The sequence below is a fragment of the Streptomyces chrestomyceticus JCM 4735 genome (assembly GCF_003865135.1).
Lineage (GTDB): Bacteria > Actinomycetota > Actinomycetes > Streptomycetales > Streptomycetaceae > Streptomyces > Streptomyces chrestomyceticus.
On the sequence record NZ_BHZC01000001.1, the window covers coordinates 5,330,237 to 5,355,123 of the forward strand.

Sequence of the window (24,887 nt, forward strand, 5' to 3'; positions counted from 1 at the left end):
AAGCGACCCGGCGACGGTCGCGGCGAGGGTGACCAGGCGAAGGAAGGTGCGGCGGGTGGGGCGGGTGCGGCGCGGGGAGAACCGGAGGGGGCGGTACCGGCGTGAAGGAAAGGGAGGCCGGAGCCGGACCGGGTGACGGAAGGGGCTCGGGAGACGCGGGAGACGCCGGAGGAGATGAGGCCGATGATGCCCTCGTCAGCGGGGACGCCACCCTTCCGGGCCATCATGGCGGGTGCACAACAGGCGCCGAGTCGTGGACCCTGGCCTTCCCCACGGGCGCGGATGAGAGAGAATGAAGGCTCCGCCAGGGTGGGTTGTCCGAGTTGGGCCAGTTTGGTGATCGACAAGTGTTCGAGATGCCAACTCGGCTGGATTGCAGAGGGGATTCAGTGGGCGACGAGGTCGAGATGGACGGCAAGGAGGGCAGGCTGCTCGCCGGCCGGTACCGGCTCGCCGAAGTCCTCGGCCGGGGCGGAATGGGTACGGTCTGGCGCGCCCGGGACGAGGTGCTCGGCCGTACGGTCGCGGTCAAGGAGCTGCGCTTCCCTGGCGGGGTCGAGGAGGACGAGAAGCGCCGCCTGATCACCCGTACGCTGCGGGAGGCCAAGGCGATCGCCCGGATCCGCAACAACGGCGCGGTCACGGTCTTCGACGTGGTCGACGAGGACGACCGCCCGTGGATCGTCATGGAGCTGGTCGAGGGCCGCTCGCTCGCCGAGGTGGTGCGCGACGACGGCCCGCTGACGCCGCGCCGGGCGGCCGAGGTCGGCCTCGCCGTCCTCGACGTGCTGAACGCCGCCCACCGCGAGGGCATCCTGCACCGCGACGTGAAGCCCTCCAACGTCCTGATGTCCGACGACGGCCGGGTCGTGCTCACCGACTTCGGCATCGCCCAGGTCGAGGGCGACCCCTCGGTGACCTCCACCGGCATGCTCGTCGGCGCGCCCTCGTACATATCGCCCGAGCGGGCCCGCGGCCAGAAGCCCGGCCCGCCGGCGGACCTGTGGTCGCTGGGCGGCCTGCTGTACGCCTGTGTCGAGGGCGTGCCCCCGTACGACAAGGGGTCGGCGATCGCCACCCTGACCGCGGTGATGACCGAGCCGCTGGAGCCGCCGAAGAGCGCCGGTGTGCTGGAAGAGGTCATCTACGGGCTGCTGGTGAAGGACCCGGCGGAGCGGCTCGACACCCCGGCCGCGCGGGCGCTGCTCCTGGACGCGGCCAGCGCGCCGGAGGACACCGGACCGGAACCGCCCGCTCCGGATGCGACGCGGGCGATGGCCCTGCCGGTCATCCCGGAGGAGGCCGCGGTGCGGCCCAAGGACCGCGGCCGGGACAAGGACCGGGAGACGGCGCGGTCGAAGCCGTCGGTGCCGCGCCCGCAGTGGAAGCCCAAGCAGCGCGGCAAGGACGCCGAGAGACGCGCGCCGGGAGCGGGCGGCGGTTCGCCGCGGCCGGACACGTCGGCTGCGGGTGCGCGTGCGGCGTCGGCCGCCGGTCCGCTCACGGACTCCGGGGCGCGTACGGCGCCGGGGCCCCGTACCGGATCGGGCGCAGGTACGACGGGTGCGACGGGCTCCGGAGCCAGGGCGGCGACCGCCTCGACGACACGGAGCACCACCGGCCAGTCGGCGCAGACCGGCTCCACGAACGGGCCGAAGAACTGGCCGACGGCGGTCGGCTCGGCCGGCCGGACGGGCTTCGAGTCGGAGGGCGCGAAGGAGAAGGTACGGACCGCGCTCCAGGCGGTGCGCAAGGCGGCGGCCGCCGCTGCCGCCGCCGCCAGGCCGGAGCCGAAGCAGGACGACGGCGCGCGCCCGGCCGGCCCGCCGCGGGCGTCCGTCACCGATGTCGTACCCCGCCGTACGCTCGTCATCGCCGCGGTGGTCGTGGTGCTCGCCGTGCTCGGCACGGTGCTGGCCTTCGCGCTCAGCGGGAGCGACGAGAAGGACAGCGGCCGGGCGGCGGGCACCGACACGGCGGCCACCGGCGCGGCCGGCTCTGCACCGGCCTCAGCCGGTGACACCGCAGGCGAGCCGACGGACGGCAAGCCGGGCGGCGGACAGAACGGCCGGAACGGTCAGAACGGCAAGCCGGGCGGTGACGGCAAGGACAAGGCACTGCCGCAGGGCTACGGGACGGTGTCCCACCCCGGGTTCCACTTCGCCGTGGCGCTGCCGTCCGGCTGGAAGCAGACGGACACGGCCGGCCAGAACTCCGGCGCGATCTTCAGCGCCTCGGGCGGCTTCCCGCGCGTCCAGATCGACTACAACGCCAAGCCCGGCAGCGACGCCGCGGCCGCCTGGCGCAGCCTGGAGCCGGCCGTCCGCGGCAGCGTCCAGGACTACCGGCGCATCGACATCAAGCCGATCGCGTGGCGGGGGTACCCGACGGTCGCCGACTGGTCGTTCACGCGCAAGCAGAGCGGTCAGGACGTCCGGGTGCTCAACCGCGGTTTCCGGGCGGACGACCAGCACGGCTACGCCATCATGGTCACCTGCAAGGCGGACGCCTGGGACGCGGCGGAGTGCCGGAACCTGCGGGACACCGCGTTCGCGACCTTCCAGGTGAAGGACTGACCTGCCGCGGCCCGCGTACCGCAGAGGTGCGCAGGCCGACGAGGTGTGCGCGGCGCCATCCGCAGGGCGCGAGCGAAGTCCTGGGGGAACTGTTGGCCGGAGCGCTCCTCAACCCACGCCCCCGGCACGTATCGTGAGACCCCGAAGACCGTACGCAGCCGCAATCGGAGGGAATGCGACCGGTTTTGACCACTGGGGGTAACCAGTGGAACCGGGAGCTCCCGGGCAAAGCCGGGCAGGCGGCGTGAATCGCGCGCTGGGGAGGCGTCGTGGACGAGTACGCGGGAAGAGTGCTCGCCGAGCGCTACCGCCTGCCGGTGCCGCCGGCGGACGAGTACGAGTTCGCCGAGACCCGCGCCTTCGACACGTACAGCGGGCAGGAGGTCCTCGTACGCCAGGTGCCGCTGCCCGAAGTCGTGGACGCGGAACTCCTGGACACCGGGCGCCCGGACGGGCCCGGAACCGGGTACGGACACGGGTACGGGCAGGGCCATGGACACGGCCACGGGCACCGGGTGTCCGGCGCCGACCGTACGCCGCGGGACCCCGCCGTACGGCGCGCCCTGGAGGCCGCGACCGCCGCGGCCCGGCTGCCCGACCACCCGCAGCTCGACCAGGTCTTCGACGTCTTCGCCCAGGACGGCAGCCTGTGGATCGTCAGCGAACGCATCGCCGCCCGCCCGCTCGCCGCGCTCCTCGCCGAACGCACCCTCACCCCGCACCGTGCGGCGGAGGTCGCCGCCGACATCCTCACCGCCCTGCGCGCCCTGCACGCGCACGGCTGGACCCACCGCAACATCACCGTCCGCACGGTCCTGGTCTGCGACGACGGGCGGGCGATCCTGACCGGCCTGGCCGCGGGCGCGGCGGAGGAAGCGCTGTGCGGGTACGACCCGGTCCCTGGGGAGGAGCCGGGCGGGGGCGCGGGGGAGCGTGCGGCGGGCCCGGGGGAGGGCTCCGGGGCGGGGCATGCTCCTGTGCCGGAGCAGGCTTCCGTGTCGGGGCGGGCTTCCGCGCCGGGCGGGACGGTGGCGGAGCCGGCCGTTCCCGGAGCGGTGGCCGGGGGCGGTGCCGCAGCCGGGGAGCCGGGCGGTGTCACGCCCGAAGCGGACGCACGCCGGGCCCGGGCCGGGGCCATAGCCGCCTACCGGGCGGGCACCCGGGCGGCGGCCGCCCGTACGGCCACCGGGGAGAACGCGACGGCGGCCACCGACCCCGCGCACCCCGCCGACCCGCACTTCAGCCCGTACCGGGACCACATCACCGCACCGACGCCACCGGTATCGCAGACGCCACCGGCATCACCCGCCGCCCCGTCGCGGCCGGGCAGCGTCACGTACGGCGGCAGCCTTCCAGGGCCGGGGACGGTCGCGGGAGCGCGGCCCGGAGGCATCCAGGTGCCGCACCCGCTGCCGGTGCAGCGCCCGGCGCCGGAGGCGGGTCCTTCCTTGGCCAAGGAGCCGGCGGAATCGAATCTTCCGAAGCCTCCGCAGTCTTCGCGGCAGCCGCAGCCTTTGGAGCGCCCGGAGCATCCGGACCCGGCCGTTCCGTACGGGCGCCCCGGCGCGGCCCTGGCCGCCGAGCGGGCACGGCAGACACGGATCAACGTCGTCGGCCCAGTCACCGAGCGCTGGGCGCCGGAGCAGGCCGGCCCGGTGCACGCCAACTGGCAGCTCGCGCCGCCGATCGGCCCCGCCACCGACCTGTGGGCGGTCGGCGCGCTGCTGTTCCGGATCGTGCAGGGGCACTCCGCCTACCCCGAGGACAGCGCTGCCGAGCTGGTGCAACTGGTGTGTTCGGAACCGCCGTCGTACGCCGAGGAGTGCGGCGCGCTGCGCCCGGTCGTCGAGTCGCTGATGCGCCAGGACCCGGCCGACCGCCCGGACTTCGAGGAACTGCGCGGCTGGCTGCGGTCGCTGATCCGTACCGCGCCGGAGCCCGAGGTGGGAAGCCGTGTCGTGACCGTACCGTCGCTGGACGGGCCGGGCGACTCGCGGCGGCTCCCGATCCTCCGGCGCCGGGGCGAGCTCGTCCGCAAGGGGCGGCACAAGAAGGCGCGCCAGTCCCGGCCGCCGCGCCCGGCCAAGCCGCCGCGGCAGCCGAAGGGCAAGCGCCCGGCCGTGGCGTACCGGGAGACCACCCAGCACGCCCAGCCCGGCCTCACCGAAGCGCCCGCCGAGCAGCAGCCGCAGCCCCTCATACCGCCGCCGCCCCAGGCCCAGGCCCAGGCCCAGCACCCGTCCCAGTTCCCGTCACCTCCTCAGTACCAGCCTCCCGCCCACCCGTTCGCGCCCGCCCCCAAGACGGCCGGTACCCCCACGAGAACGACCAGTCCCAGCAGCCCCACCAGTCCTCTCAGCCTCAGCACCCCTCCGCCCCGCCCCCGCACCGGCCCGAACCGCCCGCCCCGCCAAGCAGCCCCGCCCGGCCAAGCAGCTCCGGCGGACCGAGGGCGCCTCGTCCCCGGGTGGCCGCAGCCCGCGCCGCCTCGGGCTGCTTCTCGTCGGGTTGGTGATCCTGCTGGTGGTGGGCACGATCCTGGTCGCGGTGCTGTTCATGCCGAAGGCCGGCTCGGGGGAGGGCGGCGCGGCCGGCGTCCGCGAGCGCAAGGGCGCCGTGGGCATGCAGACCTCGACACCTGACGGCGGCGCCGGCGGGCGGTCCGGCGACCAGGGCGAGCGCAAGCAGCAGCCGCAGACGACCGAACCCGCCGACCTCGCCGAGGGCTTCGCGGTACGCAAGGACCCGGAAGGCTTCCAGGTCGCCGTCCACCAGGGCTGGCAGCGCCGCGGGGAGAACGAGCGCGGCCAGGTCCGTTATCTGGGGAACGACTTCGAGCTGCTGATCGTGCCCGGCCGCGACACCACGTCCCGCTACGGCACCGACCCGATGGCCTACCAGCAGGACAAGGAGGCGGAACTGGCCCCGTACCGGGAGTCCAGTTGGTCCGGCTCCTCCGGCCTGCGCCGTATCGACGTCGGTCAGGCCGCGATGGCCGAGGGCACCTTCACCTGGCAGGACAGCAGCGGTCGCCAGGTCTACGTACGCAACCTCGCGATGATCCACAACGGCCGCTACCACGTCGTCCAGGTCATCGGCCCGGACAACGAACGCCGCGAGGTCGACCGCCTCTACGACCAGGCGACGGGCTCCTACCGCCCCAACTAGCCCCGCCGCGCCACTTCCTGGGCGACGGCCTGGCAACCGGCCACACCACCTTCGCACCCCCTCGTCATCCCCTGCCGGCCCTCGCCGCGCGCCTTGTCGGCTCCGGGCCGCACGGCTAGCCTCGTAACTGACGGCCCGTCAGAAAGCGACCCGCGTACACCCGTCGGCACCGCTCGGATGAACCGCGTGAGGGGAACCAGATGGAGCTACCGCGCATCGTCAGCGTCGACGACCACGTCATCGAGCCCGCGCACCTCTTCGACACCTGGCTGCCGGCGAAGTACCGGGCGCGGGGCCCGCAGCCGCTGACCGCGGGCATCGGCGAGCTGGCGTACACCGGCGGCAAGTACGTGATCACGATGGACCCGGACGGGCCGCCCACCGACTGGTGGATCTACGAGGACCTGCAGTTCCCGTACAAGCGCAACATCGCCGCCGTCGGCTTCGACCGCGACGACATGACGCTGGAGGGCATCACCCGCGCCGAGATGCGGCGCGGCTGCTGGGACCCGAAGGCGCGCCTCGCGGACATGGACCTCAACCACGTCGAGGCGTCGCTGTGCTTCCCGACCTTCCCCCGGTTCTGCGGCCAGACGTTCGCCGAGGCGCGGGACAAGGAGGTCGCCCTGGCGTGCGTCCGCGCGTACAACGACTGGATGGTGGAGGAGTGGTGCGGGGACAGCGGCGGGCGGCTGATCCCGCTGTGTATCGTCCCGCTGTGGGACATCGGCCTGGCGGTGACCGAGATACGGCGGAACGCGGCGCGCGGGGTGCGGGCCGTGACGTTCAGCGAGATTCCGACCCACCTCGGGCTGCCGTCGATCCACTCGGGTTACTGGGATCCGTTCTTCGCGGTCTGCGAGGAGACCGGGACGGTGGTCAACATGCACATCGGGTCCAGTTCGCAGATGCCGGCCGCCTCCCCGGACGCGCCGCCCGCCGTCCAGGCGTCGCTGAGCTTCAACAACGCCATGGCGTCGATGATGGACTTCCTCTTCAGCGGGGTGCTGGTGAAGTTCCCGACCCTGAAACTCGCCTACAGCGAGGGGCAGATGGGCTGGATTCCGTACGCCCTGGAGCGCGCGGACGACGTGTGGGAGGAGCACCGCGCCTGGGGCGGGGTACGCGACCTCATTCCCGAGCCGCCCTCCACGTACTACTACCGGCAGATCTTCTGCTGCTTCTTCCGCGACAAGCACGGTATCGCCTCGCTGGACGTGGTCGGCCGGGACAACGCGACCTTCGAGACCGACTACCCGCACGTGGACTCGACCTTCCCGCACACCAAGGAGGTCGCCCTCGACCACGTGAAGGGCCTGGACGAAGAGACCGTGTACAAGCTGATGCGCGGCAACGCGATCCGCATGCTCGACCTCGACCTCGCCTGATGGACCTGGCGTACGCGCCCGAGGAGGAGGAGTTCCGGGCCCGGCTCCGGGAGTGGCTGGCCAAGACGCTCCCGGACCTGCCCGCCCGGCCCGACCCGCTGGACTGGCCGGGCCGCCGCGCCTACGACCTCGGCTGGCAGCGGCGGCTGTACGACGCCGGGTACGGCGCGGTGCACTGGGACGCCTCGCCCACCGTGCGGCTGATCTTCCTGGAGGAGACGGAGCGTGCCGGCGCGCCCTATGTGGGCGCCAACTTCGTCGGGCTGCTGCACGCCGGACCGACCATCGCCGCCGAGGGCACGGACGAGCAGCGCGCCCGCTGGCTGCCGCCCGTCGTGCGCGGTGACGAGGTGTGGTGCCAGGGCTTCAGCGAGCCGGAGGCGGGCTCCGACCTCGCCGCCCTGCGTACCCGCGCCGTACGGGACGGCGACGAGTACGTGGTCACCGGACAGAAGATCTGGACCTCGCACGCGGAGATCGCGGACTGGTGCGAGTTGCTGGTGCGTACGGATCCGGAGGCGCCCCGGCACCGGGGGATCTCCTGGCTGGCGATGCCGATGGACGCCCCCGGGATCACCGTACGGCCGCTGCGTACGCTCGCCGGCCCGGCCGAGTTCGCGGAGGTCTTCCTCGACGGGGTGCGGGTGCCGGTGGCCAACCGGGTCGGCGCCGAGCACGACGGCTGGCGGGTCACCATGGTCACGCTCTCCTTCGAGCGGGGCACCGCCTTCGTCGGCGAGGTGGTGGCCTGCCGCCGTACGCTCGGCGAGCTGGCCCGCGCGGCACGGGCGAACGGGCGCTGGGACGACCCGGTGCTGCGCCGTCGGCTGGGCCGGCTGAACGCCGAGTTCACGGCCCTGTGGCGGCTCATCCAGCGCAACGTCGGCGCGGCCCGGGACGCGGGCGGGGTGCCGGACGCGGGCGGCTCGGTCTTCAAGCTGCGCTACTCGCAGGTCCGCCAGGAGCTGTACGACGCGGCCGCCGAGGTGCTGGGGCCGTCCGGCGCGCTCGACGCGGACCAGCGGTGGACGGCGGACCGGCTGTCGTCCCTCTCGTACACGATCGCCGCCGGTACGTCGCAGATCCAGCGCGACATCATCGCCGAGCGCATCCTCGGCCTGCCGAAGGGACGGTGAGGGGCGCCGTGGACCTCCGACCCACCGCTGATCAACGGGCCTTGCAGGCGGGAACCCGCGAACTGCTGACGCGGTGCTTCGGGCGGGACCGGCTGCGGGAGGCGGTGGAGGCCCCCGCGCTCGACCGCGCGCTCTGGCGCGAGCTGGGCGCGGCCGGGCTCTTCGCGCTGCGGCTGCCGGAGGCGGACGGCGGGGTGGGGCTCGGCCTGCCGGACGCGGTGCTGGTCTTCGAGGAGGCCGGACGGGCGCTGCTGCCGGGGCCGCTGGTGGCGGGAGAGCTGCTGGCGGGGGTGGTGCCGGGGGTGGCCACGGGGGAGCGGGTGGCGGGGCTGTGCGATGCGGGGAGGGGCGGGGAGGTGCTGTGGGAACACCCTGGGGACTGCGACGAGTTGATCTTGCTGGAGGACGGGACGGACGCCCACGGCAGAGCGTTCTGGAACGCCCCGGACTGGCCTGTCCTGGAGCCCGTCCGCTCGATCGACCCGCTGACGCCGCTCGCGCGCGTGACGTCCTACCCGCGCCGCGCGCCGCGCTCTCTGGACGTGCCCCGGCTGCGCCGCGAGGCCGCCCTGCTGACGGCGGCGCTCCAGTTGGGCAGCGCTGCCCGTACGGTCGAGATGGCCGTGGAACACGCCCGGCGCCGAGAGCAGTTCGGCGTACGCATCGGATCGTTCCAGGCGGTGAAACATCTGTGCGCCGAGATGCTGATACGAGTGGAAATGGCGCGAAGTGCCGTATATGCGGCTTCGCTCACCGCAAAGTCACTCCCTGTAGTCGTCGCCAAGGTGCTCGCCGACGAGGCCGCCGTGCGCAACGCCCGGGACTGCCTCCAGGTCCACGGCGGAATGGGCTTCACCTGGGAGGCCGACGTCCATTTGCATCTCAAACGGGCATGGCTCCGAGTCGAACAGTGGCAAAGCGGCGGAAAAGCGGAGGAAGCGCTCGCCGAGGCGCTGCTGACCGGCCATGACGGTGAGTAGTGCATTGTGTGCGGAATGTCGGACTCCGTACACACAAGCGGTCACGGAGGGTCGAAATCGGGTGGTGTCCTGGGCGTAACTCGTCACAGGGGGGAGTCGGCGCCCCGCTCGGGTACGCTCCCTTGGGTGCGAGTGGTTCTGAGGCGCAACAGTTCCCGTGAGGTCGTGGCGACCGACCCGGGATGCCGAACGCGCTCCACCCGCCCTCGAAGGAGGGGTGTGAAGCCCTCTTGTTCGACTCCCGGCAATGCGCGTCGCACAGTATGCACCACGCATACTCCCTTGCGCTGGAATATGCCCGAAGCGCTTGTTGGGGTGACTGAACGTCAACCATGCTGTGCATCACCGGGGTCACGGAGTGTGACCCCGAGGAGGCGCGAGGCGATGTGTCCGCCGGTTCGGATGGTGTGAGCGGTGCAGGTGCTTCAGGTGCAGTTGGAAGTCCGGCCTGACCCCGCGGAGGTGGGGCGGGCCCGGAGGTGGGCCAGGTCGCGGCTGGCCGGCTCGGGTATAGAGGCCGACGAGCCGTTGGCGGAGACGCTGATCCTGCTGATCTCCGAGTTGGTCACCAATGCCGTCGTGCATACCGGGAACCCCGCCGAGCTGCGGATGTGCTTCTCGGGTTCGGGTGCCGTGGTGGGCACCGTACGGGTCGAGGTCGCGGACCGCAGCACCCGCGCGCCACGCCCCCGGCGGGCCGACGGCGACGACACGAACGGCCGCGGACTGGAGCTGGTCGACGGCCTGGCGGACCGCTGGGGCTGGCGGCCCGAGGGGACCGGCAAGAGCATCTGGTGCGAGGTGGACCGCGCCCAGTCGATGCTGATGGCGGCCGGGTCGGACCTGGGGGCGTACGACCCGCACTGCTCCGTACCGCACCGCGCCTGACCGTCCGGCCGTCCGGCCGAAGGAAAGTCCGGACCAGGTGTTGACGTGGCGTGGCCAGGTGATCACGCTGGGGCGGAGCGATTCGCCGCGAGGGGACGCCGAGGGTACGGGGCCGGGGCCTCGGCGAGCGCGGGTCGTGTCCCGTAGCCGGGTGGTGGTCCGTGGTGCCACGCTCGGGGTGCGCACGGGCGTACCGCCACCCGGCTGGGGCGACCGCCTCAGAGGACCGCGACCGGCGCCACCGGCGTGCCGGCGCCGCCCACGAACGGCTCGGCCATCGCGGTGAGGAAGAAGGCGTAACGGTTCTCCTCCGCGCAGGCCCCGGCCAGCTCCTCCAGATTCCAGTTCTGGCCCTGGATCATGCCCATCTCCACCAGGTGCAGCGCGTGCACCGGCATCCAGAGGCCGTCGATCTCCGGCGGGAAGATCTCGAAGGTGAGCGTGTCGGCGGCGACGGCCGCGACGTCACGGGCGTGGAACCACTCGGGCGTACGGACCGACAGCCCGGGTGACGGGAAGGCGTACGCGTCCCGGTCGCCCGCCAGGTAGTGCTGGATCTGCCCGGTACGGACCAGCACGATGTCGCCGGGCCTTACCCGCGTCCCGGCCAGCTCCTCCGCCGCGTCCAGATCCTCCGGCGTCACCGCGTGACCGGCGGGCAGCCTCCCGGGCCTGTCGGAGTCCCCGCAGCGCGCGCGGGCCACGTCGAGCAGGACGCCGCGCGAGACGATCGGGGGCGCCTTCTCGATGCCGTGGACGGTGGCGCCGCCGTGTGCGGTGACGGAGTCGGCGGGGCGGTTGTTGTAGAGCCGGCCGGAGTGCGAGACATGGGACAGGCCGTCCCAGTGGGTGGCCGCCTGGAGGCCCATGGTGACGGCGTCGTCGGAGACGGCCACGGTCCCCGGGCCGAAGATCTCCTGGTTGATCGCGGTCATGGTGTGCAGGGGGTTGACGCGGCCGGGGATCAGGCCGGTCTGCACACCGTCCTGCCGCAGCGGCAGCGCGAGGGCGATACGGCGGCCGGAGCGGACGGTGGCGGCGGCCTCCCGTACGACGCCGGGCGTGAGCAGGTTGAGCGTGCCGATCTCGTCGTCCGCGCCCCAGCGGCCCCAGTTGTTCACGCGCTTGGCGAGGGCGTGGAACTCGGCGGGGAGTGACATGGGGGCTCCTGGGGGCGGTCGAGGGGGCGCGTCGGTGTGGGTGTCGGGTGTGCGTCGGTGCGGGCGGCGGGTGCGTTTCGGCGGTTGCGCTGCGGGCGGCTGCGCCGCGGACGCCGCTCCAGGCTGCGCCGGGTCTTGTGCTCGGTGCGGGTCTGCTCAAAAATCTAACGGGCCGTCAGAAACTGCGGGAAGGGGCGCGGCATGGGGAACTTCTTGGCGGACAAGGTGGTCGCCGTCACCGGCGCGGGCCGCGGCATCGGGCGCGCGGTGGCCCTGGCCTGCGCCGCCCAGGGCGCCCGGGTGGTCGTCAACGACTACGGGGTGGCGGTCGACGGCGCCGGGCCGAGCAGCGAGGTCGCCGAGGCGGTGGTCAAGGAGATCGAGCAGGCGGGCGGTGAGGCGGTCGCCGTCGCGGACGACGTGTCCACGATGGCGGGCGGGCAGCGGATCGTCGACACGGCGCTCACCCGCTACGGGCGGGTGGACGGCGTGGTGTGCGTGGCCGGCATCCTGCGCGAACGGATGCTCTTCAACATGACCGAGGAGGAGTGGGACCCGGTCGTCGCCACCCACCTGAAGGGCACCTTCACCGTGTTCCGGGCGGCCTCGGCGGTCATGCGCCGGCAGCGGTCCGGCACCCTCATCGGCTTCACCAGCGGCAACCACCAGGGCAGCGTCTCGCAGGCCAACTACGCCTCGGCCAAGGGCGGCGTCATCTCGTTGGTGCGCAGCGCCGCCCTTGGCCTCAGCCGGTACGGCGTCACCGCCAACGCGGTCGCCCCCGTCGCCCGTACCCGGATGTCCGCCGGCGTGCCGACGGAGCTGACGGAGATCGGCGAGCCCGAGGACGTCGCGGCCCTCGTCGTCTACCTGCTCAGCGACCGCGCCCAGCGGGAACGCATCACCGGGCAGGTCTACACGGTCGCCGGGCCGAAGATCGCGGTATGGGCCCAGCCGAGGGAGCTGCGCTCCGCGTACGCGGAGGGTGGGTGGACGCCGGAGAAGATCGCGGAATTTCTGCCGGGGGCGGTGGGGGTCGATCCGATGCCGTTGCTGGCCCGGGTGGAGGAGATGGCCGCGGATGCGGCCGGGGGGCGCCGACCCAACGCGTAGGTCCACCCGGGGGGCTTTCCGGTTCGACGGTGCCGGTTCGCCTTCGGGTGCGGCCTTGTTCGCGCCTGCGGCGGGCGGTGGCCGCTGCGCGGGGCTGTCAAGGTTCGGGGGCGGGCCTGCGCGGCAGGCCGCTCCGGCCCGCCCCCTTCCGTTGGGGGGTGGGAGGAGAGGTGGGTGGGGGCCGATCTCGGTGGGAGGCGGATGGTGGATTTCTCGGCTGGTGTCGAAGACGGGGTGTTTCGGGATGAGGTGCGTCGTTGGCTGGCGGAGCATCTGGGTGGGGAGTGGCTGGCCGGGCGTGAGGGATTCGACGTACGTCGGTGCTGGGAGCGGGAGTTGGGGGGCGGCGGATGGATCGGGATCGGCTGGGATCGTGCGTACGGTTCCTTCGGGAACCGGGGTGCCACGCTGACACAGCAGGTCGTGTGGGCCGAGGAGTACGCCGCGGCGCGTGCGCCGGAGCGGGTGGGGCACATCGGGGAGCAGTTGCTGGCGCCGACGCTGATCGCTTACGGGGACGATGCGCAGCGGAAACGTTTCCTGCCCGCTGTCGCACGGGGTGAGGAGCTGTGGTGCCAGGGGTACAGCGAGCCCGGCGCGGGCTCGGACCTCGCGGCGGTCCGTACGGCGGCCGTGCGGGACGGGGGCACGTATCGGATCAGCGGTCAGAAGATCTGGACCTCGCTCGCGCGGGAGGCCGACTGGTGCTTCGTACTGGCCAGGACCGACCCGGGGGAGCGGCGGCACCGGGGGCTGTCCTTCCTGCTGGTGCCGATGGACCAGCCGGGGCGCATCGAGGTGCGGCCCATCCGGCAGTTGACGGGGACGTCCGAGTTCAACGAGGTGTTCTTCGACGGGGCGGTGGCGCGCGCCGCGCACGTGGTGGGCGGGCCCGGTGCCGGGTGGCGGGTGGCCATGGGGCTGCTGGCGCTGGAGCGCGGCGTCTCCACGCTCGCCCAACAGATCGGGTTTGCCGACGAGTTGCGCGAGGTCGTCCATGAGGCGGTGCGTACGGGGGCGGTGGACGACCCCGTACTGCGCGACCGGCTCGTACGGCAGTGGGCCGAGCTGCGGGTGATGCGGTGGAACGCGCTGCGCACGCTCGGCCCGGCGGCCGGGGACGCGGGCGCGCCCAGTGTGGCGAAGCTGCTGTGGTCCGGCTGGCACCAGCGGATGGGGGAGCTGGCGATGCGGGTACGGGGGGCGGGCGCGGCGTGCGGTCCGGAGCCGTGGACGGCGGACTCCGCCTACGAACTCGACGCGGCGCAGCGGCGGTTCCTCTTCAGCCGGGCCGACACGGTCTACGGCGGTTCGGACGAGATCCAGCGCACGATCATTGCCGGGCGGGTGCTCGGCCTCGGTGGAGGGCGGGAGCGGTGATGCGAGGCGTCATGTTCGACGGTGGACGGCCGCGGGTCGTGGACGACCTGGAGGTACGGGCCCCGGGGCCGGGCGAGGTGCTGGTCGGCATCCGGGCGGCGGGGCTGTGCCACAGCGATGTGTCAGTGGTCGATGGGACGATTCCTTACCCGGTGCCGGTGGTGCTGGGGCACGAGGGTGCGGGTGTGGTCGAGGAGGTGGGGGACGGGGTCACGCATGTAGCGGCAGGAGATCATGTCGCGCTGTCCACGCTGGCCAACTGCGGGACGTGCGCGGAGTGCGACCGCGGCCGGCCGACGATGTGCCGCGCCTCGATCGGGATGCCCGGGAAGCCGTTCCGGCACGGCGGCCGGGAGATGTACAGCTTCGCGTCCAGCTCGGCCTTCGCCGAGCGTACGGTCGTCCGGGCCGTGCAGGCGGTGCGGATTCCCCGCGGCATACCGCTGACGTCGGCGGCGCTGATCGGGTGCGGTGTGCTGACCGGGGTCGGCGCCGTCCTGAACCGCGCGCGGGTGGAGCAGGGCGACACGGTGGTGGTGATCGGCACGGGCGGCGTCGGGCTGAACGTGCTCCAGGGCGCCCGGCTGGCCGGTGCCTCGCCGATCGTCGCCGTGGACGTCAACCCGGCCAAGGAGGCGGTGGCGCGGCTCTTCGGCGCGACGCACTTCGTGGACGCGTCGGCGGTGCCAAACACCGCCGAGGCCGTACGCGGCGTCCTGCCGCACGGCGCCGACCACGCCTTCGAGTGCGTCGGCCGTACGGAGCTGATCCGGCAGGCCGTGGACCTCCTGGGCCGGCACGGCCAGGCGGTGCTGCTGGGCGTGCCCCCGGCCACCGCCGAGGCGTCGTTCCTGGTCGCGTCGATGTACCTGGACAAGTCCATCCTGGGCTGCCGCTACGGCTCGTCCCGCCCGCAGCGCGACATCGCGCGGTACGCGAGGTTCTACGAGGAGGGCCGCCTCCTCCTGGACGAGCTGGTGACCAGGACGTACGAGGTCAAGGACTTCGACGGGGCGGTGGAGGACCTGCGGCGGGGGCGGGTGGCGCGGGGGGTGCTGACGTTCTGACGTACCGCCCTCCGGGAGTGGCGTCCGCACTCACCGCCGCGCTACCCACCCCGCCATGTCGCCCGTCGGTACGCACTCACCGCCCAGGTCGGTCACCCGGCCGCCCGCCGATGCCATCGGGAACACCTGGCGGTGCAGGGCGGTGAGGGGTTCTTCCGGCCGGTCCGCTCCTCGTCGTGGACGCCGTCCTCCGGCACGTGGCGTGCCGGCTCGTCCCTGACCAGCCTCGACCGCGAGGTCGAGGCCGGTGAACCTCACTGCCGTACGAGCGTCACTCGTCACGGAGCCCGGCGCAGCTTGCCAAACGGCCGAAGGCGCCCCGGTGGAAGAGGAGCGGCCCGGGGCCGGTGGCTTCCGGGTCCGGGCCGAGGGCGGCGACCCGGCCGACGACGATGAGGTGGTCGCCGCCGGTGTGCACGGCCTGGACCGTGCAGTCGATCCAGGCCGGGACGCCCGCCAGGCGCGGTGAGCCGGTGACGGGGGCGGGCGCGTGGGAGACGCCGGCGAACTTGTCGGCGCCGCTGACCGCGAAGGCGCGGCACAGGCCCTCCTGGTGCGCGCCCAGGATGTTGACGCAGAAGACGCCCGCGCGGGCGATCCGGGGCCAGGTGGTGGACGTACGGGCCACCATGAACGTGACCAGCGGCGGGTCGAGGGAGAGCGACGCGAAGGACTGGCAGGCGAAGCCCGCGGGGGCGGTGTCCGGGCCGGAGGCCGGGGCGGTGACGACCGTGACGCCGCTGGCGAAGTGGCCGAGGACGTCGCGGAATGCCGCCGGGTCCAGGGGCGCGCGCTCGTCCTCCCGTACGGCTCTGAGGGCGGGGCGTGGGGCGGGGGCGGCACGGTCCGTGGCCGGGTCCAGGGCCGGGCCCGTGGCTGGGGCCGTCGCCGGGGCCCCGGCCGAGGTCGGCGCGCCGACCGACCGCAGATAGCGCACCGCGGTGGCTGCCATACCGGCGTGTCCCATCATGGCTCCATTGAACCTGACGGGTCGTCAGTTAGGAAGCCGGTGGGCGGCGGGGCTTCCTGGCCGCGGCCCGTACCCATCCCCTACCGCCCCCGGTACGTGGGCCGGCGGCGCTCCACGAACGACGCGACGCCCTCCCGCGCGTCCGCCGTCGTCATGTTGATCTCCTGGGCCGCCGCCTCGGCGGCGAGCGCCGCGCCGCGGTCGCCGTCCAGCGAGGCGTTGACCAACTGCTTGGTGAGGGCGAACGCCCGGGTCGGGCCGGTGGCCAGCCGTTCCGCCCAGTCGCGTGCGGCCTTCTCCAGCCCGGCGTCCGGGACGACACGGTTGACCAGGCCCATCCGTTCGGCGTCCGAGGCCGTCACGGCGTCGCCGAAGAACAGCAGCTCCTTCGCGCGCCGCGGCCCGACGAGCCGGGGCAGCAGGTACGCGCCGCCGCCGTCCGGTACGAGGCCGCGCCGCGCGAACACCTCGATGAACGTGGCGGACTCGGCCGCCACCACCAGGTCGCAGGCGAGGGCGAGGTGCGCGCCGAGCCCGGCGGCGGTGCCGTTGACGGCGGCGAGGACCGGTTTCTCGCAGTCCAGGACGGCGGTGACGAGGCGCTGAGCGCCGCGCCGGATCATGCGGGCCACGTCGCCCGCGACGCGCTCGGACGGGGGCGATCCGCCGTCCGATCCGCCGTTGCCCGGCCCGCCGCGCAGGTCGGCTCCCGCGCAGAAACCTTTGCCCGTGCCGGTGACGACGACGGCGCGCACGGCCGGGTCGGCGGAGGCGTCGGAAAGCAGCGCGATGACGCGTTCGCGCTGGTCCCAGGTGAGGGCGTTGAGGGCGGCGGGGCGGTTGAGGGTGATCCACAGCACGGCGTTGTCAGTGGTGTGGAGTATCAATGAATCAGCGGGACGGGCGGGTTGCGGAGCGGGTGCGGAAGCAGCGGGATCAGGCGTAGGGCCGGAAGCGGAAGAAGGACCGGATTCGGGAGAAGGACCGGGTGCGGTTCCGGGGGAATCGGGGGTGGGGGCCATGGTGAGGCGGCTCCAAGCAGTGTGGTCGGTGGCACGGCCGGCGGTCGGACGGGCGCTCCGGCCGGTTGCGTGGCCGGTCGTCCGGCAGGTTGTGTGGCCGGTCAAACGGCAGGTCGCGTGGCCAGCCATCCGGAAGTCCGGGGGCCCGGACATCCAGCCGATCGCGCGACCGGTCATCCGGAAGACCCTGCGTACGGGCATCCGGCCGTCCGCGCGGTCAGTGGCAGACGGCGAGCGCGTCGAGCGCGACGGCGCCCTGGCCGCGCGGCAGCACCATCAGCGGGTTGATGTCCAGTTCGGAGAGTTCGCCGCTCAGGTCCAGCGCCATCCGCTGGACGCGCAGGACGACTTCGACGAGCGCGTCCACGTCGGCCGGCGGCCCTCCCCGTACGCCGTCCAGCAGGGCGTGTCCGCGCAGTTCGCGGAGCATCGCGCGGGCCCGGTCCTCGCCGAAGGGCGGCACGCCGACGGCGGTGTCCCGCAGCACTTCGACGAGCACCCCGCCCAGCCCGACCGTCACGGTCGGCCCGAAGAGGCGGTCCGCGGTGACGCCCACGACCATCTCCACGCCCCGTTCGACCATCTGGCAGACGAGCACCCCGTCCAGCTCGATGCCTTCGTGACGGGCGATGTCGGCCAGCTCCCGGTAGGCGTCCCTGACCTGGCTGGCGGAGGTCAGCCCGGTCTTGACGAGCCCGAGTTCCGTCTTGTGCGCGAGCTGCGGCGCGGACGCCTTCATGACGACGGGGTAGCCGACCAGGCTCGCGGCGCGCACGGCCGCCGCCGCGCTGGTGACGAGCTGTTCGCGCGGCACCCTGATCCCGTAGGCGCGCAGGAGCTGTTTCGCCGCGTGTTCGCTGAGCTGCTGACCTGGGCGCATCAGGTCCTGCGCCTTGCGCGCGGAGGGCGACGGGGTGCGCGGGGCGTCGTCGAAGGGGGAGCGGTAGCCGGCGGTGAAGCGGTGGTGGGCGAGGTGGGCGCGGACGGCCGTGACGCAGTTGGCGAAGGTGCGGAAGGTCGCCACGCGCCGGGAGCCGAGGAGGGTGCGCCGGTAGGCGTCCTCGGTCCCGACCGGCGAGCCCCAGATGACACACACCAGCTTGTCCGTCTGTTCCGCCGCGTCCACGAGATCCTGCGCCAGCTTGTCGCTCATCGGTGGGAACGGGCCGGTGATCGGGCAGATCAGTACGCCGATGGACGGGTCGGCGAGAAGCGCGTCGATGATCTTGCGGCCGCGCCAGTCGCCGACCGGGTGGCCGCCGCTGTCCACCGGGTTGGCCACGTTCAGACAGTCCGGGATCCACTGGTGCAGCTCGTCCTGTTTCGCGCGGGACAGGGCGGGCAGCGTGAGCCCGGCGGCCGTCGCCAGGTCCGCGAAGTGGGCGCCGGTGCCCCCGGATATCGAATAGACGGCGACGCCGTCGGCCGTCGGGGTGCGGGCCCGGGCGAGCAGCGCCGCGGTGTCCTGCAACTCGTCCAGCCCGTCCACCCGGATCACCCCGAACTGCCGCATGGCCGCGTCCACCACCGCGTCGGCACCGGTCAGTTTGCCGGTGTGCGAGGCGGCCGTACGGGCCCCGGCCTCGGTGCGGCCGACCTTGACGGCGACGACCGGGACCTTGTTGCGGGCCGCCCGGTCGGCGGCGAGCAGGAAGCTGCGGCCGTCCTTGAACCCTTCGATGTACGCGGCGACGGCCCCGACCTCGGGACGGGAGGCGAAGTAGGAGAGGAAGTCGGCGGTCTCCAGATCGGCCTCGTTGCCGGTCGGGGCCCAGTGCGAGAGGCGGATGCCCAGTTCCTGGAGGGAGAAGACGGGGCGGCCCTGGTGGCCTGACTGGGTGATCAGGGCGATGGCGGGGCCGTCCAGGTCCTCGCGGAACGACGCGAAGGCGTTGAGGTTGGTGTTCGGGCCGAGCAGCCGGATGCCGGTACGGGCCACGGCCTCGGCGAGCCGTTCTTGGGCGGCGGCGCCGGCCGCCCCGGTCTCGGCGAAGCCGGAGGCGAAGGCGACCGCGAACTTGATCTTGGCATCGGCCAGTTCCCCGATGACCGGTACGGGGTCGGCGACCAGCAGTACGGCGAGGTCGGCCTGCTCGGGCAGGTCGGAGACGGAGGTGAGACAGGGCAGGCCGAAGACACGATCGCGGCCCGGGTTGACCGGGTACAGACGGGCGCCGACGCGTTCGGCCCACGCGATGAGCTGCCGGGTGATGCCGGTGTTCGGACGGCCCTCGCTGTCCGAGGCGCCGACCACCGCCACCGCCCCGGGCCGGAAGAACCGGTCCAGGTCGGGGACGGGGGCGTACAGCGGGCGCCCGCTGACGTCCAGGTCGGGCCCTGTGGCACCGGCGGGTGTGCCGTCGGCGTGCGGGCCGCCCGCGGGTGGCGCGGCCGTACCGTGCACGGTGTGCGGTGGGGTCGCCCCGCACGCCACTACGCGGGCCGGGCTGGAGTGAGTGGTGAGGCTGCCGTAGGTCGATCCAAGCATCGCTGACGCCCGCTCCCGTGTGACGAGTGCCGATTCAACTGACGCACCGTCAGGTTAGGGCAACTGACGTTCAGTCAGGAATGGGTCGTACGGGATCGTGTGCGGGCGGGGGCGGAAGCCGAGCCCTGGTGGGCATGGGCGTGGGCGTGGGCCTCGGCAATGGCGTGGGCGATGCGGCGGGCGTCGAGGGACAGTTCGCGGAACATGCCGCTGATCGGGTTGGTGTAGCCGGTGAAGTGGAGGCCCGGACAGGACGGGAGGGTGCGGGGGCCGTGGACGTGCGGACGGCCGCGGGTGTCGAGGAGGCCGAGATGGCCGACGAGGCCGTCCAGGCCGCGCCGGTAGCCGGTGGCGGCGATGACGGCCTCCGGCTCGATCGCGTCGCCGTCCGCGAGTCGTACGACGCCGCCGTCGAAGGACGCCACGGCCGCCACCGGCCGTACCGCTCCGCGCAGTACGGCGTCGATCAGCCCCACGTCCTGGACGGGGATCGCCCCTTCCAGGACCCGGCTGTACAGCCCGGTGTCCGGCATCGGCAGGCCATGCTCCGACAGGTCCGGTACGGAGAGGCGGCGCATCACCCGGGCCGCCCGGTCCACCGCGCGCGGCGGCAGGCGGCGTACGAGGATGCCCGTCGCCTGGGCGGGCCAGCCCGCCGTCGAGCGGCGCACGATGTGCGGGGCGGTGCGGACCGCCAGCCGGACCCGGGCCGCACCGCCTTCCGCCAGGTCGACGGCGATCTCGGCCCCGGTGTTGCCGGTGCCGACGACCAGGACGTCCTTGCCCGCGTACGGGGTGGCGTTGCGGTAGTCGCCGGCGTGCAGGAGGGCGCCCGGGTAGCTGTCGCGGCCGGGCCAGTCGGGGAGGTGCGGGGTGTGGTTGTAGCCGGTGGCGATCACGACCGTACGGGCGGCCGGCGCGCGCCCGCCGTTCGCGTGCAGCACCCACCCGCCGTCGGCCGCGCGGTCCACGCGCCGCACCTCGACGCCCGTGGCGACTTCGAGGCGATGGTGCTCGGCGTACTGCTCCAGGTAGCGCACCACGTCGTCGCGCGCGACCCACCGCCCGTAGGCGCGCGGGATGGGCAGGCCCGGCAGGCCGGAGAGGCGGCGCGTGGTGTGCAGTCGCAGACGGTCGTAGTGGCCCCGCCAGGAGGCGCCCACCGAGTCGGCCTTTTCGAGGACCACGGCGCGGATGCCGTAGGCGCCGAGCGCGGCGGCCACGGCGAGCCCGCCCGGCCCGCCTCCGACGACGTACACGGGCGGCCCGCCGGAGGCGGCCGCCGCCGCGGGCACGGCGGCGCTGTCCGTGGGGGAGCGGGATGCGGAGGAGCTGGCGTGCGCTGCGTCGTCCGGCATGCCGGTGAGGGTAACCGCGGATGGCGCGCATGTCGCCGTACGAGGCACTGCCCGTGCCCGCCCCCTTGCGCATCCCGGCCAACGTCAACTGAACTGACGTACCGTCAGGTGGCGGATGGAAGGGCGCTGTGCGCCGCGTGCCGATGGGAAGCGGGTGGTCCGGAGTGAGACCGAAGGCGACATCCCCGTCCGAGCCCGGGGGAGCGGCGGTGCCGTCCGCGGCGCCCAGGTACGACCTGCCCGGCACCGACGCGTTCAGCCGCGTCTACTGGGACGCGGCTGCTCAGGGCCGTTTGCTGCTGCGCCGCTGCCGCGCCGACGGCTGCGGGGCGGCGCACCACTATCCGCGCGAGTTCTGCCCGCGTTGCTGGAGCGAAGACATGGAGTGGGAGGAGGCGAGCGGCCGGGCCACGCTCTACACGTGGTCGGTGGTGCACCGCAACGATCTCCCGCCGTTCGGTGAGCGCGTGCCGTACGTGGCCGCGGTGGTGGACCTGGCCGAGGGCCCGCGGATGATGACGGAGGTCGTCGACTGCCCGGAGGCGGACCTGCGGATCGGCATGCCGCTACGGGTGCGGTTCCGTACGGGGGCGGACACGGGAGCGGGCACGGGTAGGGGCACGGGTACGGACCCGGCCGCCCCGACCCTGGCCGTCCCCGTCTTCGGCCCCGCGTGAAGACTCCGGTCCGAACCAGGACCCGCCCCCCCGGGGCCCGGGGACGAGGACAACCACGATGGCCACCGCCCCCGCACGGCGTCAGACCGGCACGGCCACCCCGGCGCGCCGCAGGTAGGCGAGGGCCAGCCCCACGCACTCACCGGCGGTTCGCCCGGCCACCTGAACGCTGTGGTCCGGCGACAGCGGGCCACCCGAGGCGAAGAACGTCCAGGCCGGCCTGCGCTCGCGCACCCGCTCCGCGTCCACCCTGATCAGGGCGCTGATGCCCTGCTCGCCCAGCCACTCCAGGATGAGCGGCACCAGGTCTTCCACTCCGCTGTCCGGATCGAGCGTCGGCCGCCGGTTCTTGCCCATCCGCCAGATCCTACTCAGCGCCCGCGCACGGCCCACTGAGCGTCCGCGCTTGGCCCAATCATCCTCCGCGCATGGCCCACAAAGCCTCCGCGCACGGCTCGCTCAGTTCCCGGGCGAGGCCGTCTCCGCTGCTGCGGCCGGTTCGTCCACCGCGTTCCGGCGTTCCCGTTCCCTCTCCTCGTCGGTGTACGCGACGTGCGCCATCGTCATCCGGAGCAGCGGCGGGGCCATCAGCGAGGTGACGACGGCGACCAGGACGATGATCGTGTACATCTCCAGGCTGAGCACCCCGAGCCGCAGGCCGACCATGGCGACGATGACCTCGATGACCCCCCGGGCGTTCATTCCGGCACCGATGGCCAGTGACTCCCAGTGGTTCACGCGGCTCAGCCGGGCCCCCATGTAGGCGCCCGCGAACTTGCCCGCGATCGCCACGGTCAGGACGACCAGGCCGGTCAGGGCGACCGTTCCGTCCGCCAGCGAGGTCAGGTCCATCCGCAGCCCGGCCATCGCGAAGAACAGCGGAGCGAGCACTGACATGACGACCGTACGCAACGGGGCGAGCCGGGTGGCGTCCAGCACCCCGCAACTGTTGATCAGGAGCCCGCAGACGAACGCGCCGAACACCGCCTCCAGCCTCATCGCCTGCGTACCCGCCGCGCTCAGCAGGACGAACATGGTCACGAGGGCGATCGCCGCCCCGCGCTCACGGGACTGTACGGCCGAGCGCAGAGAACGCCGTACCAGGGGGCGCAGCAGGACCGCGGCGACGATCACGACGACCAGGCCGGCGAGGGAGAACGCGACGTCCCCGGCCCGTACGCCGGTGGTGGCCATGGCCGAGACCACGGAGAGCAGCATCCAGCCGACGATGTCGTCGATCATCGCCGCGCTGAGCGTCAACTGGCCGACATCGCGGTGGATGAGCTTGAGTTCGATCAGGGTCTTGGCGATGACCGGGATCGCGCTGACCCCCATGGCCACCCCCATGAACAGCCCGAACGTGCTGCGCTCGGTCCCTCCCGGCACCAGCGCCGCGGGCACCAGCAGGCCCGTGCACACACCGAGGCCCAGCGGGACGACCAGCCCCGCGACGCTGATCCGGGCGGAGGTGCCGCCCCGGCGGCGCACCAGCTTCAGATCCATGCTCAGCCCGGTCAGGCCCACGAGCAGGATGACGCCTATCTGCCCGACCGCGTCCAGCAGGTGGAACCGGTCGGCCGACTGCGGGAGCAGCCAGCCGCTCAAGTCCGGTGCCACGTGCGCCAGTACGGACGGCCCCAGCAGCAGCCCCGCACACAGCTCGCCGACGATGGCCGGCATCCCCAGGCGCAGCGCCAGCCTCCCGAGCAGGAAGGCGAGCGAGAGCAACAGCCCCACCTGGAGCAGGAAGAGGAACAGGTCGTGCCCCCCGAAGGGGACCACGGGAGCAGCCGAAACGGTCATGCGCACCTCCGCGCGTGCCCGAAGAAGGAAGGGAAGGAAGCGAAAGGAGGCCGGTCAGTCGTGAACCGTGGAGTGGGCGGGCCGGCACTTGGCCCCGCCGACCGCATGCTAGCGGTGGGATTCGGCCACACGTAAGGCTGGACGGGGCTGGACGGGACCGGACGAGGAAGAAGGGGCCTCGCCTCCGCATCCTGGGCGGCGGATATTCGCTGGCTGCCCGCACCCGCCGCCCGCCATGCTGGCGCGCGTGCTGATCCGAGAAGCGACCGCGGCCGACTGGCCCGCCATCTGGCCGTTCTTCCGCGCCATCGTCGCGGCCGGTGAAACGTACACCTACGCCCGCGACATGGACGAGGCGACCAGCCGTACGATGTGGATGCCGGCCCCGCCGGCCCGCACGGTCGTCGCCGTGGACGACGACGGTACGGTCCTGGGCACGGCCAAGATGCACGCCAACCACATGGGCGGCGCCGCACACATCGCCACCGCCTCCTTCATGGTCGACCCGGCCCACGGCGGCCGTGGTGTGGGCCGCGCGCTCGGTGCGTACGCCGTCGAGTGGGCCCGCGCGACGGGCTTCCGGGCCATGCAGTTCAACGCGGTGGTCGAGACCAACACCCGTGCCGTCGCCCTCTGGAAGTCCCTCGGCTTCGCCGTCATGACGACCCTGCCCGAGGGCTTCCGCCACCCCACCAAGGGCTACGTCGGCCTGCACATCATGTACCAGCGGTTCTGAGCGGCCTCGGACACTCCGGAGGACCCGGACGGCCCGAGCCGTACCCAGCCCCCCCCGCGTCACCCGTCAGCCGTCCACCATGACCACTTCATACCCCTTGGCGGTGGGCGGCGTGCCCGTGTGCAGCTTGGCGTTGACCACGGCGAGCGTGTTCCCGAACCGAGCGGCCGTCGACGGCGTCCGGAACAGTTCGGATTTGATCGTCTTCTTCGCCTTCCCGCTGGTCAGCGAGCTGTTGAGGGCGATGCGCCGCACCTGGCCCCGGAAGCCCTGGACGGCCCACAGGGTGCGCCCGTGCAGCACGATGCCGTCCACCCTCGGTACGGACACCCCGGCGATCGCCGCACTGCGTCCGCTCACCGGATCGACGGTGTAGAGGGCGCCCTTGGCGGAGTGCGCGACGATCAGCGTCCGCCCGTCGGGCGTGGCCTGGATGCCGTTGAGGTTCCACGGGCCCTTGATCCCGGCGGCTGGGCCGCTGACACGGAGGGCGGTGGAGCGGCCAGGCTTCCCGTCCCGGTCGACGGGTACGAAGTAGAGCCGGGCCCGGCGGGAGTCGGTGAACCACGCGCCGGAGCGGGTCAGGGTCACGTCGTTGACGAACGTCGTGCCTGCGGGCCCGAACCGGTAGCTCGCCACCGTCCGCCCGGTCCCGATGTCGTAGACGTACGCCTGCCCGGTCCGGCCGCCGCCGACGAACAGCAGGTCATGACGGGGGTGCGCCGCCATCCCGAGGGCATGGCGGCCACGCGGCACGTCGATGAGGCGGGCGGCGGTGCCCGCCTCGGCGTCGCCGCGGTAGATGTCGCCACGGAAGTAGTCACCCGCGTAGAAGGTGGAGCCGCGTCCGGCGGCGATGCCTTCGGCCGAGCTGGCCCCCGGCAGCACGATCACTTGGCCCGGCTCCGCCGCCTCCCCCTCCGGTGTCGCTGATGCCGGTGGGGCCACTGGGGCTGCCGGAGCCGCCGACAAGGCCA

General features: G+C 73.2%; 20 protein-coding genes. 12 read left to right on the plus strand and 8 right to left on the minus strand.

The annotated features are described in order from the left end of the window. The first annotated feature begins 389 nt into the window (after window positions 1–389). The 7 genes from EJG53_RS23110 (at window position 390) to EJG53_RS23140 (ending at window position 10,136) form a co-directional block, all read left to right on the plus strand. Window positions 390–2,576, plus strand: a complete 2,187-nt coding sequence (locus EJG53_RS23110; protein ID WP_174856444.1) for a serine/threonine-protein kinase — start codon at window positions 390–392, stop codon at window positions 2,574–2,576. Window positions 2,577–2,845: 269 nt separating this feature from the next. Then, complete coding sequence (locus EJG53_RS42675) at window positions 2,846–5,218, plus strand: protein kinase (RefSeq protein ID WP_125046365.1); 2,373 nt, start codon at window positions 2,846–2,848, stop codon at window positions 5,216–5,218. Continuing rightward, window positions 5,103–5,744 carry a serine/threonine protein kinase gene (locus EJG53_RS23120; RefSeq protein ID WP_125046366.1) on the plus strand — a complete coding sequence of 214 codons (642 nt, stop codon included), beginning with the start codon at window positions 5,103–5,105 and terminating at the stop codon, window positions 5,742–5,744. Before EJG53_RS42675 ends, EJG53_RS23120 begins: the two co-directional genes overlap by 116 nt. Window positions 5,745–5,944: 200 nt before the next feature. Further along, complete coding sequence (locus EJG53_RS23125) at window positions 5,945–7,132, plus strand: amidohydrolase family protein (protein ID WP_125046367.1); 1,188 nt, start codon at window positions 5,945–5,947, stop codon at window positions 7,130–7,132. Next, on the plus strand, window positions 7,132–8,268 hold the full coding sequence (locus tag EJG53_RS23130; protein WP_125046368.1) for an acyl-CoA dehydrogenase family protein: 1,137 nt from the start codon (window positions 7,132–7,134) through the stop codon (window positions 8,266–8,268). The genes EJG53_RS23125 and EJG53_RS23130 overlap by 1 nt, the downstream gene beginning before the upstream one ends. 8 nt (window positions 8,269–8,276) lie before the next feature. Continuing rightward, window positions 8,277–9,248: an acyl-CoA dehydrogenase family protein gene (locus tag EJG53_RS23135; RefSeq protein ID WP_125046369.1), complete on the plus strand. Its 972-nt coding sequence runs from the start codon at window positions 8,277–8,279 to the stop codon at window positions 9,246–9,248. A 414-nt stretch (window positions 9,249–9,662) separates the two neighbouring features. Then, complete coding sequence (locus tag EJG53_RS23140; RefSeq protein WP_125046370.1) at window positions 9,663–10,136, plus strand: ATP-binding protein; 474 nt, start codon at window positions 9,663–9,665, stop codon at window positions 10,134–10,136. A gap of 218 nt (window positions 10,137–10,354) precedes the next feature. Here EJG53_RS23140 and EJG53_RS23145 read toward each other — a convergent pair whose 3' ends face one another. Next, window positions 10,355–11,296 (minus strand): cyclase family protein, encoded by a 942-nt coding sequence (locus tag EJG53_RS23145; RefSeq protein ID WP_125046371.1) that lies wholly within the window; start codon window positions 11,294–11,296, stop codon window positions 10,355–10,357. A gap of 201 nt (window positions 11,297–11,497) precedes the next feature. On the opposite strand from EJG53_RS23145, the gene EJG53_RS23150 reads away from it, so the two are divergent. From EJG53_RS23150 to EJG53_RS23160, 3 genes are all read left to right on the plus strand, one after another. Continuing rightward, window positions 11,498–12,409: an SDR family oxidoreductase gene (locus tag EJG53_RS23150; RefSeq protein WP_125046372.1), complete on the plus strand. Its 912-nt coding sequence runs from the start codon at window positions 11,498–11,500 to the stop codon at window positions 12,407–12,409. Between the two features lie 201 nt (window positions 12,410–12,610). Then, the gene (locus tag EJG53_RS23155; RefSeq protein ID WP_125049533.1) at window positions 12,611–13,789 is read left to right on the plus strand and encodes an acyl-CoA dehydrogenase family protein; all 1,179 of its coding nucleotides are present in this window, start codon (window positions 12,611–12,613) and stop codon (window positions 13,787–13,789) included. Continuing rightward, window positions 13,789–14,856 (plus strand): alcohol dehydrogenase catalytic domain-containing protein, encoded by a 1,068-nt coding sequence (locus EJG53_RS23160; protein WP_125046373.1) that lies wholly within the window; start codon window positions 13,789–13,791, stop codon window positions 14,854–14,856. The genes EJG53_RS23155 and EJG53_RS23160 overlap by 1 nt, the downstream gene beginning before the upstream one ends. Window positions 14,857–15,127: 271 nt before the next feature. Here EJG53_RS23160 and EJG53_RS23165 read toward each other — a convergent pair whose 3' ends face one another. From EJG53_RS23165 to EJG53_RS23180, 4 genes are all read right to left on the minus strand, one after another. After that, window positions 15,128–15,808, minus strand: coding sequence for a flavin reductase family protein (locus tag EJG53_RS23165; protein WP_125049534.1), 681 nt, complete (start codon window positions 15,806–15,808; stop codon window positions 15,128–15,130). Window positions 15,809–15,906: 98 nt separating this feature from the next. Then, window positions 15,907–16,713, minus strand: a complete 807-nt coding sequence (locus EJG53_RS23170; protein ID WP_371858715.1) for an enoyl-CoA hydratase/isomerase family protein — start codon at window positions 16,711–16,713, stop codon at window positions 15,907–15,909. Window positions 16,714–17,065: 352 nt separating this feature from the next. Beyond that, entirely contained in the window at window positions 17,066–19,336 is a 2,271-nt protein-coding gene (locus EJG53_RS23175; RefSeq protein ID WP_125046375.1) for an acetate--CoA ligase family protein, read from the minus strand. A 74-nt stretch (window positions 19,337–19,410) separates the two neighbouring features. Next, entirely contained in the window at window positions 19,411–20,694 is a 1,284-nt protein-coding gene (locus tag EJG53_RS23180) for a flavin-containing monooxygenase (RefSeq protein WP_244955285.1), read from the minus strand. Between the two features lie 209 nt (window positions 20,695–20,903). Between EJG53_RS23180 and EJG53_RS23185 the strand changes: the two genes are divergently transcribed. After that, a complete protein-coding gene (locus tag EJG53_RS23185) occupies window positions 20,904–21,371 on the plus strand; it encodes a Zn-ribbon domain-containing OB-fold protein (RefSeq protein ID WP_244955286.1) in 468 nt (155 codons plus the stop codon). An 81-nt stretch (window positions 21,372–21,452) separates the two neighbouring features. Here EJG53_RS23185 and EJG53_RS23190 read toward each other — a convergent pair whose 3' ends face one another. Next, window positions 21,453–21,728, minus strand: coding sequence for a hypothetical protein (locus EJG53_RS23190; protein ID WP_125046376.1), 276 nt, complete (start codon window positions 21,726–21,728; stop codon window positions 21,453–21,455). Window positions 21,729–21,830: 102 nt separating this feature from the next. Beyond that, window positions 21,831–23,174 (minus strand): cation:proton antiporter, encoded by a 1,344-nt coding sequence (locus EJG53_RS23195; RefSeq protein ID WP_125046377.1) that lies wholly within the window; start codon window positions 23,172–23,174, stop codon window positions 21,831–21,833. A 235-nt stretch (window positions 23,175–23,409) separates the two neighbouring features. On the opposite strand from EJG53_RS23195, the gene EJG53_RS23200 reads away from it, so the two are divergent. Continuing rightward, the gene (locus tag EJG53_RS23200; RefSeq protein ID WP_174856445.1) at window positions 23,410–23,910 is read left to right on the plus strand and encodes a GNAT family N-acetyltransferase; all 501 of its coding nucleotides are present in this window, start codon (window positions 23,410–23,412) and stop codon (window positions 23,908–23,910) included. A gap of 66 nt (window positions 23,911–23,976) precedes the next feature. Here EJG53_RS23200 and EJG53_RS23205 read toward each other — a convergent pair whose 3' ends face one another. Next, window positions 23,977–24,804: an SMP-30/gluconolactonase/LRE family protein gene (locus tag EJG53_RS23205; protein WP_218041926.1), complete on the minus strand. Its 828-nt coding sequence runs from the start codon at window positions 24,802–24,804 to the stop codon at window positions 23,977–23,979. Between the last annotated feature and the right edge of the window lie 83 nt (window positions 24,805–24,887).

Bases quoted from the DNA above. Each gene is read 5' to 3' on its own strand.
- EJG53_RS23125 (WP_125046367.1), top strand. From the start codon at position 5,945: ATGGAGCTACCGCGCATCGTCAGCGTCGACGACCACGTCATCGAGCCC.
- EJG53_RS23130 (WP_125046368.1), top strand. From the start codon at position 7,132: ATGGACCTGGCGTACGCGCCCGAGGAGGAGGAGTTCCGGGCCCGGCTC.
- EJG53_RS23145 (WP_125046371.1), bottom strand. From the start codon at position 11,296: ATGTCACTCCCCGCCGAGTTCCACGCCCTCGCCAAGCGCGTGAACAAC.
- EJG53_RS23150 (WP_125046372.1), top strand. From the start codon at position 11,498: ATGGGGAACTTCTTGGCGGACAAGGTGGTCGCCGTCACCGGCGCGGGC.
- EJG53_RS23155 (WP_125049533.1), top strand. From the start codon at position 12,611: ATGGTGGATTTCTCGGCTGGTGTCGAAGACGGGGTGTTTCGGGATGAG.
- EJG53_RS23160 (WP_125046373.1), top strand. From the start codon at position 13,789: ATGCGAGGCGTCATGTTCGACGGTGGACGGCCGCGGGTCGTGGACGAC.
- EJG53_RS23165 (WP_125049534.1), bottom strand. From the start codon at position 15,808: ATGGCAGCCACCGCGGTGCGCTATCTGCGGTCGGTCGGCGCGCCGACC.
- EJG53_RS23175 (WP_125046375.1), bottom strand. From the start codon at position 19,336: ATGCTTGGATCGACCTACGGCAGCCTCACCACTCACTCCAGCCCGGCC.
- EJG53_RS23180 (WP_244955285.1), bottom strand. From the start codon at position 20,694: ATGCCGGACGACGCAGCGCACGCCAGCTCCTCCGCATCCCGCTCCCCC.
- EJG53_RS23190 (WP_125046376.1), bottom strand. From the start codon at position 21,728: ATGGGCAAGAACCGGCGGCCGACGCTCGATCCGGACAGCGGAGTGGAA.
- EJG53_RS23195 (WP_125046377.1), bottom strand. From the start codon at position 23,174: ATGACCGTTTCGGCTGCTCCCGTGGTCCCCTTCGGGGGGCACGACCTG.
- EJG53_RS23200 (WP_174856445.1), top strand. From the start codon at position 23,410: ATGCTGGCGCGCGTGCTGATCCGAGAAGCGACCGCGGCCGACTGGCCC.